This window comes from Burkholderia sp. Bp8984 (assembly GCF_003853755.1).
In the GTDB taxonomy this organism is placed as follows: Bacteria; Pseudomonadota; Gammaproteobacteria; order Burkholderiales; family Burkholderiaceae; genus Burkholderia.
Genome location: NZ_QTQN01000038.1, coordinates 43,768 through 57,975, shown reverse-complemented (window position 1 = coordinate 57,975; position 14,208 = coordinate 43,768). Strand labels below are relative to the sequence as shown.

Genomic DNA, 14,208 nt, shown 5'->3' with positions numbered 1-14,208 from the left:
TCGCGGCCGCCGGAACCGCGAAGATTGCCAGCAAGGCCGGTGCGCCGCGACAGGCGCGACCGGTACCCATCCATCGAAGTCTTCCGACTGAGGAATGAAATCATGAGCAAGCTGGCAGGCAAGGTCGCGATCGTCACGGGCGCTTCCAAGGGGATCGGCGCCGCAATCGCGAAGGCGCTGGGCGCCGAAGGCGCGTCGGTCGTCGTCAACTACGCGAGCAGCAAGGCCGGCGCCGACGCGGTCGTGAGCGCGATCGTCGAAGCGGGCGGCCGCGCGGTCGCGGTCGGCGGCGACGTGTCGAAGGCAGCGGACGCGCAGCGCATCGTCGATACGGCGATCGAGACGTACGGCCGTCTCGACGTGCTGGTCAACAATTCCGGCGTGTACGAATTCGCGCCGATCGAGGCGATCACCGAAGAGCACTACCGCCGGCAGTTCGACACGAACGTGTTCGGCGTGCTGCTGACGACGCAGGCCGCCGTCAAGCATCTGGGCGAAGGCGCGAGCATCATCAACATCAGCTCCGTGGTGACGAGCATCACGCCGCCCGCGAGCGCCGTGTACAGCGGCACCAAGGGCGCCGTCGACGCGATCACCGGCGTGCTCGCGCTCGAACTCGGCCCGCGCAAGATTCGCGTGAACGCGATCAACCCGGGCATGATCGTGACCGAAGGCACGCACAGCGCGGGCATCATCGGTTCGGATCTCGACCGGCAGGTGCAAAGCCAGACGCCGCTCGGCCGCCTCGGCGAGCCGGACGACATCGCGTCGGTCGCGGTGTTCCTCGCATCGGACGATGCGCGCTGGCTGACCGGCGAGCGCCTCGTCGCGAGCGGCGGGCTGCACTGATCGCGCGAGCCGGCGCGCGCCCGCTACGCGATCATCGCGAGCGCGTTCGCGCCGACATGCCAGCGCAGGCTCTCGACGACGAGCGCATGATCGCGTTCGTCGTCGAGCCCGGCGATCGCCATCGCGCCGACGATGCCGCCGTCGGCTAGCCGCAGCGGCACGCCGCCGCCGTCGAGCGCATAGTCGGCATCCGACAATCCCTGCGACTGCAACGACCAGCCGGCGCGGCGAAAGCGCGCGCCGACCTCGAGCGAACTGACGCCGAAGCGTAACACCGTGTTCTGCCGGCGGCGGATCGCGTCGCTGTCGCGGGCGCGGCTGCCGTCGAGCGCGCAATAGAACAACGGTGCGGCTTCGCCGACGATGCCGACCGCGATCGGCAGCCCGCGGCGCGACGCGAGATTGACCGCGATGTCGCCGAGCCGGCGCGCGACGTCGGCATCGAAGTGCGCCAGCATCGGCGTTGAGGCCGTGTCGCCGAAGGGCATGGGCGCGCAGCGCGGGAAGGGGATCGGCATGGCAGCTCCGTGTCGTCGCAAGTTCGGCCCGTGCGCGCGTCCTGCGTCGCGCGCCGGCCGTCGATCGTTCAGCGCGTCAATGCATCAGCGCCCGGGCGCCGCGTCGAGCATCCACTCGTGCGTGGGGTCGTTCTTGAACGCCCACGCGCGGCTCGGCCCGGCCATCACGTTCAGGTAGTACAGGTTGTAGCCGTGCGGCGCGACCACCGGGTGATAGCCGCGCGGCACCATCACGACGTCGTGGTTCTCGACCGCGCATGCCTCGTCGAGGCTGCGGTCGTCCGTGTACACGCGCTGGAACGCGAAACCCTGCGGCGGATCGATCCGGTGGTAATAGGTTTCCTCGAGCGACGTTTCGTCGGGCGCCGCGTCGCGATCGTGCTTGTGCGGCGGATAGCTGCTCGAGTGGCTCGCGGGCGTGATCACTTCGACGACCAGCAGCCGGTCCGCGGCCGGGTTGTCGCCCATCAGGATGTCGCATACGTAGCGCGTGTTGGTGCCTTGCCCGCGCACCGCACGCCGCATCCGTTCGCCGTCGAGGCGCTGCACGCGCTTGTCGCCGCTCGCGTAAGGCGCGGTGCACAGCGCGACTTCCGTGTCGCGCGTCGCCACCAGCGTGACGGTCTTGCCGCCCGGCACGTACAGCGCGTCCGGCGACACTTCCTCGAACACGCTGTCGCGCTTGCCGAGTGCGTCGTAGGTCTCGCCGTCGACTTGCGCGCGCAGCGTGCCCGTGAGCACGACGACGCACAGTTCGCGCGTGCCCGTGTCGAGCGTTTCGGTGTCGCCGGCCTTCAGGCGCAGCGCCCGAAAGCCGACGTGTTTCCAGCCGGCCGACTCCGGCGTCACGTTGCAGATTTCGCGGTCGGCGGATGCCTTGACCAGCAGGGGAGAAATCGTCATGGCGTGAGGTTCCTCGATGAGATGACGGGGCTTACGCACTCAACCGGTCGACGATCGCGCGCAGCGATTCGTAGCCCTTCTTCGCATACTGATAGCTCGGCGCGACGGCCGGGTCCTGCTCGGCCTCGACCACGAGCCAGCCTTCGTAGCCGGCGTCCTTCAGCGTGCGCAGCGTCGCTTCGTAATCGAGCGCGCCGTCGCCCGGCACCGTGAAGGTGCCGTTGATCACGCCGTTCAGGAAGCTCCAGCCGCCGTTGCGCGCCTGCGTGACGACCTGCGGCCGCACGTCCTTGCAGTGCACGTGCACGACGCGCGCCACGTGCTTCCTCAGCAGCGCGACCGGATCGGCCGCGCCGCCGAAATACGCGTGGCCCGTGTCGAACAGCAGGAACACCTTCGCGGGATCGGTCAGCGCCATCAGCCGGTCGACGTCGTCCGGCGATTCGACGTACGCGCCCATGTGGTGATGGTAGGCGAGCTTGATCCCGTAGGTCTCGAGCAGGTGCGCGCCGAATGCGTCGAGGCGCGCCGCATAGCGCCGCCAGGTTTCATCGTCGACGAAACGCGGGCGCTTGGCGACCGGCGTGTCGATGCTGCCCTGGATCGTGCCCGCGCATTCGCCGTACACCACGACCTTCACGTCGTTGAACTGCAGCTTCGTCATGTGCGCGCGGCAGCGCTCGATTTCGGCCTCGACGGCATCGGCGTCGCTCATGCCCGGCGCGACTTCCGCCAGAAAGCCCGAATACCAGCCCGACACGCACACGAGCCCGAACTCGGCGAGCTTCGCCTTCAGCTCGGGGCCCGTCTTCGGAAACTTGTTGCCGAGCTCGAAGCCCGCGTAGCCGATTTCGGCGCCTTCCTTCAGTGCCGTCTCGAGCGGCGTCTCGCCGCCGAGCGACGGCAGGTCGTCGTTCATCCACGACAGGGGATTGATACCGATGCGAACGTTCCAGCTCATGACGTGCTTCCTTGGTTCGAATGTTGTTTTCGCGGAGCGGCGGATTGAATGGGGAAACGGATCAACGCCGCTGCCGGGTTTTCTCGTCGAGATACGTCCGGTGCGCGCGTTCGACACCGGCGCGCGCGGATACCTGCGGCACCGCGACTTCCCACCACGCGCCGCCGTCCGCGGTCGTGCGCTCGTGCGTCGTGTCGATCACGATGACCTGGCTCGTCTTCGCCGCGCGCGCACGCTTCATTTCGCTGCGCAGTTCGCCGACGTCGCGCACGTGCACGGCTTCGGCGCCCATCGAGCGTGCATGCATCGCGAAGTCGATCGTCGAGCGTTCGCCGCCTTCCGGCACGCAGTCGTCGAGCATGTTGTTGAAGCTCGCGCCGCCGCAATTGATCTGCAGCCGCTCGATGCAGCCGTAGCCGCGGTTGTCGAGGATCACGACGATGAGCTTGCGGCCGAGCATCACGGACGTCGCGAGTTCGGCGTTGAGCATCATGTACGAGCCGTCGCCGACGATCACGATCACTTCGCGCTCGGGCCGCGCGAGCTTCGCGCCGAGGCCGCCCGCGACCTCGTAGCCCATGCACGAGTACGCGTAGTCCATGTGGTAGTTGCCCGGCACGCCGCTGCGCCACAGCTTGTGCAGTTCGGCCGGCAGCGTGCCGGCCGCGCACACGACGAGATCGTCGCGCGCGCTGTCGCGCCCCGCGTCGGCCGCCGAGTCGCGCACCGCGCCGATCACTTCCGCGTCGTACGGCAGCGTGTCCTTCGGCACGCGCGTGGTCAGCTCGGTCACGCGCGCGTTCCACGCGGCGGCCTGATCCTGGTTCGCGGCCGTCCAGGCCGCATCCGCGCGCCAGCCCGCGAGCGCGGCCGACAGCTGGCCGAGGCCCGTGCGCGCATCGGCGATCAATTGCCGGCCGCGCTTCTTGCCCGCGTCGAACGGCTGCACGTTCAGGCTCAGCAGCGTCGCATTGCCGAACAGCGCGTGCGAGCCGGTCGTGAAATCCTGCAGGCGCGTGCCGACCGCGAACACCACGTCGGCCTGCGCGGCCGCGCGGTTCGCGGCGGGCGAGCCCGTCACGCCGATCGAGCCGAGGTTCAGCGGGTGGTCCCACGCGAGGCTGCCCTTGCCGGCCTGCGATTCGGCGACCGGCACGCCGTGCGTGTCGGCGAACGTGCGCAGCGCGTCCCACGCCTGGCTGTACAGCACCCCGCCGCCGGCGACGATCAGCGGTTTCTTCGCCGCTTTCAACACGTCGAGCGCATCCGCGAGTTCGAGCGTGTCGGCAGGCGGGCGGCGCATCCGGATCACCGGCGGCGCGAAGAAATCCTCCGGCCAGTCGTAAGCGAAGGTCTGCACGTCCTGCGGCAGCGCGAGGCATACGGGGCCGCATTGCGCGGGGTCGGTCATCACCTGGATCGCGCGCGGCAGTGCGACCAGCAGCTGCTCGGGCGACGTGATCCGGTCGAAGTAGCGCGTCACCGGCCGGAAGCAGTCGTTCGCGCTGACGTCGCCCTGTTCGAAGTCTTCGACCTGCTGCAGCACCGGGTCGGGCAGCCGCGACACGAACACGTCGCCGGGCAGCAGCAACAGCGGCAGCCGGCCGACGTGCGCGAGCGCCGCGGAGGTCAGCATGTTGGTCGCGCCGGGGCCGATGCTCGACGTCGCGGCCATCATTCGCTGGCGGAAGTTCGCTTTCGCGAACGCGACGGCCGCATTCGCCATTCCTTGCTCGTTGTGCGCGCGGAACGTCGGCAGCCGTTCTTTTTCGGCATGCAGCGCTTCGCCGAGCCCGGCCACGTTGCCGTGGCCGAAGATCGCGAACACGCCGCCGCAATACGGCAGGATCTCGGTGCGGCCGTCCGGCTGGACGACTTCGGCGCGCAGGGCGGCCAGGTAGCGCACGAGCGCCTGGCTGACGGTCAGTCTCACGGTGGTGGTCATCGTCTGTCGATCAGGAGGAATCGGGTGGTCATCACGGATATCTGCATCAGGCGGCTGCGGCGGCGCGCGCGGCGGTACGGCGGCCGAGCCACGCGTCGACCAGCTGCGCGAAATTGCCGGCCACTTCGTCGATCAGCGCCTGGTCGTCGATCCGGCCGGCGAGCCAGTGCAGCGACGCGTCGGCCCACAGCGTGCGGCCGACCATGAAGCCCTTGACGATCGGGTTGGTCGCCGAGCGGAAGCTGTCGACCAGATATTGCAACGGCTGGTTCAGCCCGAGGATCACCGCGCCGCGGCAGTGCGGGTCGCGCTCGGCCACCAGCGTCTCGAGCCGCGCCCAGCCGTCGGCGCTCATCGGCGCGAGCTTCCACCACTCCGGCATCACGCCGAGGTTGTAGAAGCGCGCGACCGTGCGCAGCACCGCGTCGTCCTCGGTGCCGGGCGGCGTGACCGCGCGCGGCGGAATGATTTCCAGCAGCAGCTCGTTGCCGCTCGCGCGCGTGGCTTCCCACAGCTCCAGCACGCGCTGCTCCTGCGCGACGCGCAGGTCGACGTCGTCGTCGGGGTGGTAGTGGACGAGGCACTTCACGACCTGTTCGGTCGGCCAGTGCGTGAGCGACGAGCCGACCGAGCGCGTGTCGTCGAAGCACAGCGGCCGCGAGCCGGGCAGCTCGACCGGGCGGCCGACCCACCAGCCGCGGCCGGTGGCCGACGCGAGCGCGTCGCGGCCATATGCGCCGCCGTCGATCAGCACGCCGACGTGGCCTTCGATCCGGCGATCGCGCTCGACCTGTTCGGCCGCGCGCACGAGCAGGCGCTTGAGCGTCTTGATCCGTGCTTCGTCCGCGCCGGCCTGCACCGCGAGCTCGTAGAACTGGCTGCGATGGTCGAACGCCATCACGCACAGGTCGTCCCATGCGCGGCGCGGCACCGTCACGCGATGCAGGTGCGCGAGCGCGCGATCGGCGTCCACCTGCGGATTGCGGCTGCCGCCGAACCAGTGCGCGAGCTCGGCCGGCGTCGGCATCGCGGCCGAGCACGCGTGGCGCGACACGACGATCGCGCCGCACGCGTTCGCGATGCGCGTCGCTTGCGCCCAGCCGTGCCCGCGCAGCAGCCCGGACAGCAGGCCCGACAGGAACGCGTCGCCCGCGCCCAGCACGTTCAGGACTTCGACGCGTTCGCCGTGGAAGGTCGGCGCATCGTCGATGCGCGCGGGGATGTCGCCCTCGATCACGCAGCAGCCGAGCGCGCCGCGCTTGACCACCAGCACCGCGCCGCTCGCGCGGCGCACGGCCTGAAGCGACGCGATCAGGTCGTGCGGCACGCCGCCCGCGATCAGGAATTCCTCCTCGGTGCCGACCAGCAGGTCGAACTCGCCGAGCACCTGCTGCAGTTGCCGCGTGACCTGCGCGTCGGGCACGTAGCGGTTCTCGCCCGCGCCGCGCGCGGTCAGCCCCCACAGCACCGGCCGGTAGTCGATGTCGAGGATCCGCACGACGCCGTGGCGGCGCGCGTAGCCGAGCGCGGTCAGCGACGCCTCGCGGGTGCCCGGCGTCGAAAGATGGGTGCCGGTGATCGCGAGCGCGCGGCAGCCGGCGATGAAATCCTCGCGGATCTCGTCGGCGCGCACGGCCATGTCCGCGCAGTTCTCGCGCACGAACAGCAGCGGGAACGTGTCGCGATCCTTCAGCCCGAGCAGCACGAGCGCGGTCAGGCGTTCCGGATCGGTCTGCAGCTGGCTCGTGTCGCAGCCTTCGCGCTCGAGCGTCTCGCGCACGAAGCGGCCCATCTGCTCGTCGCCGACGCGCGAGATCATCGCGGTCTTCAGCCCGAGCCGGGCGACGCCGAACGCGACGTTGCCCGACGAGCCGCCGAGATACATCTGGAAGCTGCGCGCATCCTCCAGGCGGCTGCCGTACTGTTGCGCGTAAAGGTCCACGGCGACGCGGCCGAGGCAGGCGAGATCGATGGGGCGGTCAGTCGGAAAGTTCAACGGGCTCATATCACGTATCACGCTCGCGGCCGGCGTTCGACCCTGCCGGCGGATTGAGGGACCGATCCTGCGACGGTGGTCCGTCACGTGCGCGGCACGACACGGGAACGCCTGCCGCAAGGAATCGGGCTACGGAACGGAGTCTAGACTTTTTGGAAATCCAGTTCCCTAGGTGAAATCACGTAGAAATAAATTTCCAAATTTTCGAAGAAGTGATCTACAGTTTCATCCGGATGCTTCAGTCCGAATCGGATCCGATCGGACTCGGCCCGGCGGCGCGCAACGCGCCGTTTTTCCGCCCCCGGAGATGAGGAGACAGAGTGATCATGAAGACCAAGCTGATGGCCGCCGCGGCCGCCGCAATCCTGGCCATGCCGCTCGCGCATGCCGAGAAGATCGGCGTGACGATGGCATCGTTCGACGACACGTTCCTGACGATCCTGCGCAACAGCATCGGCGATGCGGCGAAGAAGGACGGCGCGACCGTGCAGATCGAGGACGGCGGCAACGACGTCGGCAAGCAGTTGAGCCAGGTCCAGAACATGATCGCGCAGAAGGTCGACGCGATCATCGTGAATGCGGTCGACACCGACGCGACGCCGAAGATCACCAAGATGGTGACCGCCGCGAAGATCCCGCTCGTCTACGTGAACCGCAAGCCGGTCGATTTCGACAAGCTGCCGGCCGGCGTCGCCGTGGTCGCCTCCGACGAGAAACAGTCGGGCACGCTGCAGGCGCGCCAGGTGTGCAAGCTGCTCGGCGGCAAGGGCGACATCCTGGTGCTGATGGGCGAGCTGTCCAACGAGTCGGCGCGCGCGCGCACCAAGGACATCGAGGACGTGATCGCGACCAAGGACTGTGCCGGCATGAAGATCGTCGACAAGCGCGAAGGCAAGTGGAGTCGCACGCAGGGCCAGGACATCACGATGAACTGGCTGAGCTCCGGGACGAAGTTCGACGCGATCGTGTCGAACAACGACGAAATGGCGATCGGCGCGATCAACGCGCTGAAGGCCGCGCGCAAGCTGACGCCGAAGACGGTCGTCGCGGGCATCGACGCGACGCCGGACGGGCTCGCGGCGATGAAGAGCGGCGAGCTGAAGGTGTCGGTGTACCAGAACGCGGCCGGGCAGGGCGCGCAGGCTGTCGCGGCCGCGCTCAAGCTGGCGAAGAAGCAGCCCGTCGAGCGCTTCGTGAACGTGCCGTTCGAACTCGTCACGCCGGAGAACATGAACCAGTACGCGAAGCACTGACCGGTTTGTCCGCTGAACTGCGCGGGCCCGGCGTGTCCGGGTTCGCGTGTGACTTTCGAGGAACGTCCATGTTTACAGCCAGGATGGCGCGCTCGATGGCGAGCGAAAGCGCGCCGGCCGCCTCGTCCGCCGCACCGGGTTCGTCCGGTGTGCCCGCCGCCGACTGCGTGCTCGAGGTGCGCGGCGTCGGCAAGTCGTTTCCCGGCGTCGTCGCGCTCGACGGCGTGCAGTTCCGCGTGCGGCGCGGCACCGTGCATGCGCTGATGGGCGAGAACGGCGCCGGCAAGTCGACGCTGATGAAGATCATCGCCGGCGTCTACACGCCCGACCAGGGCGAGATCCTGATCAACGGCGAGCCCGTCGTGCTGAACGGCCCGCTCGACGCGCTCGATCGCGGGATCGCGATGATCCACCAGGAACTCAACCTGATGCCGTACATGACGGTCGCGGAGAACATCTGGATCCGCCGCGAACCGAAGAACCGCTTCGGCCTGATCGATCACGCCGAGCTGCGCCGCCGCACCGCCGCGCTGTTCGAGCGGCTGTCGATCGACATCGACCCGGAAGCCGACGTGCGCACGCTGACGGTCGCGAGCCGCCAGATGGTCGAGATCGCGAAGGCCGTGTCGTTCGACTCCGACGTGCTGATCATGGACGAGCCGACTTCCGCGCTGACCGACAAGGAGGTCACGCACCTGTTCCGCATCATTCGCCAGCTGCGCGAGCAGGGCAAGGGCATCGTCTACATCACGCACAAGATGAACGAGCTGTTCGAGATCGCCGACGAGTTCTCGGTGTTCCGCGACGGCAAGTACATCGGCACGCACGCGTCGAGCGACGTCACGCGCGACGACATCATCCGGATGATGGTCGGCCGCGAGATCACGCAGATGTTCCCGAAGGAGGAGGTGCCGATCGGCGACGTCGTGCTGGCCGTGAAGAACCTCGGCGTCGACGGGGTGTTCCGCGACGTCAGCTTCGAGCTGCGCGCGGGCGAGATCCTCGGCGTCGCGGGCCTCGTCGGCTCGGGGCGCTCGAATGTCGCGGAGGCGCTGTTCGGCGTCGTGCCGGCCACCTCTGGCGAGATCCTGATCGACGGCAAGCCGGTGCGCATCGCCACGCCCGCGCAGGCGATGAAGCACGGGATGGCGTTCCTCACCGAGGACCGCAAGGACACCGGCTGCTTCCTGAATCTCGACCTGCTCGCGAACATGGAAGCGGCGGTGCTCAGCAACCGCTACGTGAAGTTCAATTTCGTGCGGCAGGCGCAGTTGAAACGCGACTGCGAGGAAATGAGCCGGATGCTGCGCGTGAAGACGCCCGGGCTGCACGAGGAAATCCAGAACCTGTCGGGCGGCAACCAGCAGAAGGTGCTGATCGGCAGATGGTTGCTCACGCAACCGCGCATCCTGATCCTCGACGAGCCGACCCGCGGGATCGACGTCGGCGCGAAGGCCGAGATCCACCGGCTCGTCAGCGCGCTCGCCGGCAAGGGCGTCGCGGTGCTGATGATCTCGTCGGAGATGCCGGAGGTGCTCGGCATGAGCGATCGCGTGATGGTGATGCACGAAGGCCGGATGACCGGCATCGTCGAACGCAAGGACGCCGACCAGGTCCGCATCATGGACCTGGCCTCGCGCTGAGCCGCAACAAGCATGGAGACAACTGAAATGGGCAACCTGAATCCGGTCGCGGACGCGCAGTCCATGACGATCAAGACGCGGCACGCGAAGTGGCCGCCCGAACTGAGCATCTTCCTGGTGCTGGTGGGCATCAGCCTGTTCTTCGAGGTGATCGGCTGGCTCGTCGTCGGGCAGAGCTTCCTGTTCAACGCGGAGCGGCTCGAGATCATCGTGCTGCAGATGGCCGTGATCGGCATCATCGCGGTCGGCGTGAACCTCGTGATCATCACGAGCGGGATCGACCTGTCGTCGGGGTCGGTCGTCGCGGCGGCGGCGGTCGTGTCGGCCAGCCTCGCGCAGGTGTCCGATTTTCCGCGCGCGGTGTTCCCGCACCTGACCGACCTGCCGATCATCTGGCCGGTGCTGGCCGGCGTGTGCGTCGGGCTGCTGGTCGGCCTGCTGAACGGCTCGCTGATCGCGCTGACGGGCATCCCGCCGTTCATCGCGACGCTCGGCACGATGGTGGCCGCGCGCGGCTTCGCGAAGTGGTTCACCAACGGGATGCCGGTATCGATGCTGACCGACCAGTTCGCGGCGATCGGCGCGGGCGCGAATCCGGTGATCATCTTCGTCGTGGTGGCCGCGATCTTCCACGTCGTGCTGCGCTACACGCGCTTCGGCAAGTACACGTATGCGATCGGCGCGAATCGCCACGCGGCCGTCGTGTCGGGCATCAACGTGACGCGCCATCTGGTGTTCGTCTACGCGATCGCGGGCCTGCTGAGCGGGATCGCCGGCACCGTGACGGCCGCGCGCGCGATCTCCGGCCAGTCGGGCATGGGCGTGATGTACGAGCTCGACGCGATCGCGGCCGTCGTGATCGGCGGCACGTCGCTGTCGGGCGGCCTCGGGCGCGTGACGGGCACCGTGATCGGCGTGCTGATCCTCGGCGTGATGACGTCGGGCTTCACGTTCATCCGGATCGACGCGTACTACCAGGAGATGGTCAAGGGCGCGATCATCGTCGCGGCCGTGATCGCCGACCAGTATCGCAACAAGAAGACGCGCCGCTGACCGGCCGAGGTCGAACACACAACCGATCGGGAAGAAAATGAAAATCGCTTTGGATCCCTACATGATTCGCCATATGCCGCTCGACCGGCTGCCGCATGCGGTGGCCGAGCTCGGCTACGACCAGATCGAGCTGTCGCCGCGCAGCGACTTTCTCGACTGGTGGGTGATGCCGCGCGCGACGCGCGAGCGCATGGCCGCGTTCCGGCAAGCGTTGCGCGCAAGCGGCGTGGGCCTTGCGTCGCTGCAGCCGATGTACCGCTGGGCCAGCCCGTTCGATGACGAGCGGCAGTGGGCGGTGCGCTGCTGGAAGAAGGCGATCGAGGTCGCGCTCGAGATGGAATGCCCGCTGATGGTGTCCGAATTCGGGCGCGGCGCGTCGCCGGAGCGCTCGGTCGGCGAACGGCCGGGCGCGAACCCGAAGGAGCTGTGCGAGGCCGCGTGGTTCCGTTCGATGGACGAGCTGCTGCCGATCCTCGAGCGCGAACGCATCGTGCTGTCGGTCGAGCCGCATCCGGAAGACTGGATCGAGCAACTGCAGCCGGCGATCGACATCGTCACGAACATCGGCTCGCCGTCGCTGAAGCTGTCGTACATCGCGCCGCACACGTTCTATTACGGCGACGACATGGCCGCGATGATCGCGGCCGCCGCGCCGATCCTCGCGCACGTGCGCGTGGCCGACACGTTCGACCACCGCAAGAGCAGCCAGCTGCGCTACATCGTGAACCCGCCGGGCTCGAACCAGATCCGCGTGCACCAGCATCTCGACATCGGGCAGGGCGAGATCGACTGGGACGTGTTTTTCCGCGCACTCGGCAGCGCCGGCTTCGACGGCGTGATGTCGTCGTGCGTGTTCGCGTGGGAGGACCGCGCGGAAGCGTCGTCGCGCTATATGCGCGACACGATCCAGCGCTACGTCGAACGCCATTTCGAACGGGCGGCCGCGCGCTGACCCGTTTGGGAACCATTGCCGACCGGCGCGGCACGGGCCGCGCCGTCGTTGAACCAGAGACTGGAGATATCCGGATGACCTTGCAAATCGGCGTGATCGGCTGCGGCGCGATCGGCCAGGACCATATCCGCAGGCTCACGCGCACGCTGTCCGGCGCGCGCGTGGTGGCCGTCAACGACATCGATCCGCAGCAGGCGCGCGACGCGGTGACGAAGTACGGGCTCGACGCGGAAATCTACGGCGACGGCCACGAAGTGGTCGCGGCAGCCGACGTAGAGGCCGTGCTCGTCACGTCGTGGGGGCCGACGCACGAGGCGTTCGTGCTCGACGCGATCGCGCACGGCAAGCCGGTGTTCTGCGAGAAGCCTTTGGCCGTCACGGCCGACGGCTGCATGCGGATCGTCGAAGCCGAGGTCGCGCACGGCCGCCGGCTCGTGCAGGTCGGCTTCATGCGTCCGTACGACGAAGGCTATCGCGCGCTCAAGCGCGTGATCGACGGCGGCGAGATCGGCGCGCCGCTGATGCTGCATTGCGCGCACCGCAACCAGTCGGTCGGCGAGCGCTATACGACCGACATGGCGATCACCGACACGCTGATCCACGAGCTCGACGTGCTGCGCTGGCTGCTCGGCGAGGACTATGCGAGCGCGCAGGTCGTCTATCCGAAGAAGACGCGCCATGCGTCCGCGCATCTCGCCGATCCGCAGATCGTGCTGCTCGAAACCGCGAGCGGCGTGCGCATCGACGTCGAGATCTTCGTGAACTGCCAATACGGCTACGACATCCAGTGCGAGGTGGTCGGCGAGAACGGCATCGCGAAGCTGCCCGATCCGCCCGCGGTCGGGCTCAAGCACGCGGCGCGGCAGTCGGTCGAGATCATGACCGACTGGAAGGAGCGCTTCATCGCGTCGTACGACGTCGAGCTGCAGGCGTTCATCGACGGCGTGCGGCAGGGTGCGCTGACCGGGCCGTCCGCGTGGGACGGCTATGCGGCGGCGGTCGCGGCCGATGCGTGCGTGCGCGCGCAGCAGAGCGGGGCGGTCGAGCCGATCGCGATGGCCGAACGCCCGGCGTTCTATGGCGGCTGAACCGGCTGAACACGCCGACACCGGGCCGCGTGTCCACGCGGCCATGCTCGCGGCCGCGCGCCGCTTTCCTGCGGGACTGACCGACATGACGATGAAGATTGGCTGCGCGCCCTGCTGCTGGGGCGTCGACGACGTGAAGAACCCGCACCTGCCGCCGTGGCGGCAGGTGCTCGCCGAGGCCGCACAGGCGGGCTATTCGGGCATCGAGCTCGGCCCGTACGGCTACATCCCGCTCGAGCTCGACGTGGTGAGCGCCGAGCTCGAGCGGCAGCGTTTGAGCATCACCGCCGGCACGATCTTCGACGACCTGGTGTCGCCGGAGAATCTCCCGAACCTGCTGCGCCAGACGCGCGAGATCTGCGCGCTGATCACGCGCTTGCCGAAGCTGCCGACGCAGCCGGGCCAGCGCCATGCGGCGCCGTATCTGGTCGTGATGGACTGGGGGCACGACGAACGCGACTACGCGGCCGGCCACGCCGATCGCGCGCCGCGCCTGTCCGCCGAACGCTGGGCGCGCATGGTCGACCACATTCGCGAAATCGCGACGATCGCGCGCGACGAATTCGGCGTGCGCGCGGTGATCCATCCGCATGCGGGCGGCTACATCGAGTTCGCGGACGAGATCGACCGGATCGTCGCCGACGTCGCGGCCGATACGGCGGGCCTCTGTCTCGACACCGGCCACCTTTACTACTCGGGGATGGATCCCGAGACGTGGCTGCGCCGTCACGCGGCGCGGCTCGACTACGTGCATTTCAAGGATATCGACGCGGCCGTGTACGACGCGGTGATGGGCGAACACATCGCCTTCTTCGCGGCGTGCGCGCGTGGCGTGATGTGCCCGATCGGCACCGGCGTGCTCGACTACCGCGCGATCCGTCGCGCGCTCGACGATATCGGCTATGCGGGATACATCACGATCGAACAGGAGCGCGATCCGCGCAATGCCGGCACGAGCCTGCGCGACGTCGCGGCGAGCCGCGAGTTTCTCGCATCGGCCAGGTTCGCGTAATCGGCCGTCGGCCCGACCCTCTGCACACACTTTGA

Annotated in this window: 12 protein-coding genes; 7 read left to right on the top strand and 5 right to left on the bottom strand. The window is 68.3% G+C overall.

Going from position 1 to position 14,208, the window contains the following annotated elements:
* Positions 1 to 102 precede the first annotated feature (102 nt).
* Positions 103 to 849: a glucose 1-dehydrogenase gene (locus DID98_RS29580; RefSeq protein WP_124488947.1), complete on the top strand. Its 747-nt coding sequence runs from the start codon at positions 103 to 105 to the stop codon at positions 847 to 849.
* Positions 850 to 872: 23 nt separating this feature from the next.
* Here the strand turns inward: DID98_RS29580 and DID98_RS29575 are convergent, their stop codons facing one another.
* From DID98_RS29575 to iolC, 5 genes are all read right to left on the bottom strand, one after another.
* Complete coding sequence (locus DID98_RS29575) at positions 873 to 1,367, bottom strand: heme-degrading domain-containing protein (RefSeq protein ID WP_124488948.1); 495 nt, start codon at positions 1,365 to 1,367, stop codon at positions 873 to 875.
* An 84-nt stretch (positions 1,368 to 1,451) separates the two neighbouring features.
* Positions 1,452 to 2,270, bottom strand: coding sequence for a 5-deoxy-glucuronate isomerase (gene iolB, locus DID98_RS29570; protein ID WP_124571873.1), 819 nt, complete (start codon positions 2,268 to 2,270; stop codon positions 1,452 to 1,454).
* 31 nt (positions 2,271 to 2,301) lie between these two features.
* Positions 2,302 to 3,231, bottom strand: a complete 930-nt coding sequence (gene iolE / locus DID98_RS29565; protein ID WP_124523020.1) for a myo-inosose-2 dehydratase — start codon at positions 3,229 to 3,231, stop codon at positions 2,302 to 2,304.
* A 61-nt stretch (positions 3,232 to 3,292) separates the two neighbouring features.
* Positions 3,293 to 5,176 (bottom strand): 3D-(3,5/4)-trihydroxycyclohexane-1,2-dione acylhydrolase (decyclizing), encoded by a 1,884-nt coding sequence (iolD, locus tag DID98_RS29560; RefSeq protein WP_124488951.1) that lies wholly within the window; start codon positions 5,174 to 5,176, stop codon positions 3,293 to 3,295.
* Between the two features lie 46 nt (positions 5,177 to 5,222).
* Positions 5,223 to 7,181: a bifunctional 5-dehydro-2-deoxygluconokinase/5-dehydro-2-deoxyphosphogluconate aldolase gene (gene iolC, locus DID98_RS29555; RefSeq protein ID WP_124571872.1), complete on the bottom strand. Its 1,959-nt coding sequence runs from the start codon at positions 7,179 to 7,181 to the stop codon at positions 5,223 to 5,225.
* 317 nt (positions 7,182 to 7,498) lie between these two features.
* Here iolC and DID98_RS29550 point away from each other — a divergent pair, with 317 nt between their 5' ends.
* The 6 genes from DID98_RS29550 (at position 7,499) to DID98_RS29525 (ending at position 14,173) form a co-directional block, all read left to right on the top strand.
* Positions 7,499 to 8,425 (top strand): sugar ABC transporter substrate-binding protein, encoded by a 927-nt coding sequence (locus DID98_RS29550; RefSeq protein ID WP_044846095.1) that lies wholly within the window; start codon positions 7,499 to 7,501, stop codon positions 8,423 to 8,425.
* 68 nt (positions 8,426 to 8,493) lie between these two features.
* A complete protein-coding gene (locus DID98_RS29545) occupies positions 8,494 to 10,068 on the top strand; it encodes a sugar ABC transporter ATP-binding protein (RefSeq protein WP_044846094.1) in 1,575 nt (524 codons plus the stop codon).
* 27 nt (positions 10,069 to 10,095) lie between these two features.
* On the top strand, positions 10,096 to 11,121 hold the full coding sequence (locus DID98_RS29540) for an ABC transporter permease (RefSeq protein ID WP_124523941.1): 1,026 nt from the start codon (positions 10,096 to 10,098) through the stop codon (positions 11,119 to 11,121).
* 37 nt (positions 11,122 to 11,158) lie between these two features.
* Positions 11,159 to 12,073 (top strand): sugar phosphate isomerase/epimerase family protein, encoded by a 915-nt coding sequence (locus DID98_RS29535; RefSeq protein WP_124571871.1) that lies wholly within the window; start codon positions 11,159 to 11,161, stop codon positions 12,071 to 12,073.
* 74 nt (positions 12,074 to 12,147) lie between these two features.
* On the top strand, positions 12,148 to 13,161 hold the full coding sequence (locus tag DID98_RS29530) for a Gfo/Idh/MocA family protein (RefSeq protein WP_124571870.1): 1,014 nt from the start codon (positions 12,148 to 12,150) through the stop codon (positions 13,159 to 13,161).
* Between the two features lie 85 nt (positions 13,162 to 13,246).
* Positions 13,247 to 14,173, top strand: coding sequence for a TIM barrel protein (locus DID98_RS29525; RefSeq protein ID WP_124571869.1), 927 nt, complete (start codon positions 13,247 to 13,249; stop codon positions 14,171 to 14,173).
* The last annotated feature ends 35 nt before the right edge of the window (positions 14,174 to 14,208 follow it).

Excerpts from the sequence above, each read along its gene's own strand:
- DID98_RS29580 (WP_124488947.1), top strand. The coding sequence starts at position 103 with ATGAGCAAGCTGGCAGGCAAGGTCGCGATCGTCACGGGCGCTTCCAAG.
- DID98_RS29575 (WP_124488948.1), bottom strand. The coding sequence starts at position 1,367 with ATGCCGATCCCCTTCCCGCGCTGCGCGCCCATGCCCTTCGGCGACACG.
- iolB (WP_124571873.1), bottom strand. The coding sequence starts at position 2,270 with ATGACGATTTCTCCCCTGCTGGTCAAGGCATCCGCCGACCGCGAAATC.
- iolE (WP_124523020.1), bottom strand. The coding sequence starts at position 3,231 with ATGAGCTGGAACGTTCGCATCGGTATCAATCCCCTGTCGTGGATGAAC.
- iolD (WP_124488951.1), bottom strand. The coding sequence starts at position 5,176 with ATGACCACCACCGTGAGACTGACCGTCAGCCAGGCGCTCGTGCGCTAC.
- iolC (WP_124571872.1), bottom strand. The coding sequence starts at position 7,181 with ATGAGCCCGTTGAACTTTCCGACTGACCGCCCCATCGATCTCGCCTGC.
- DID98_RS29550 (WP_044846095.1), top strand. The coding sequence starts at position 7,499 with ATGAAGACCAAGCTGATGGCCGCCGCGGCCGCCGCAATCCTGGCCATG.
- DID98_RS29545 (WP_044846094.1), top strand. The coding sequence starts at position 8,494 with ATGTTTACAGCCAGGATGGCGCGCTCGATGGCGAGCGAAAGCGCGCCG.
- DID98_RS29540 (WP_124523941.1), top strand. The coding sequence starts at position 10,096 with ATGGGCAACCTGAATCCGGTCGCGGACGCGCAGTCCATGACGATCAAG.
- DID98_RS29535 (WP_124571871.1), top strand. The coding sequence starts at position 11,159 with ATGAAAATCGCTTTGGATCCCTACATGATTCGCCATATGCCGCTCGAC.
- DID98_RS29530 (WP_124571870.1), top strand. The coding sequence starts at position 12,148 with ATGACCTTGCAAATCGGCGTGATCGGCTGCGGCGCGATCGGCCAGGAC.
- DID98_RS29525 (WP_124571869.1), top strand. The coding sequence starts at position 13,247 with ATGACGATGAAGATTGGCTGCGCGCCCTGCTGCTGGGGCGTCGACGAC.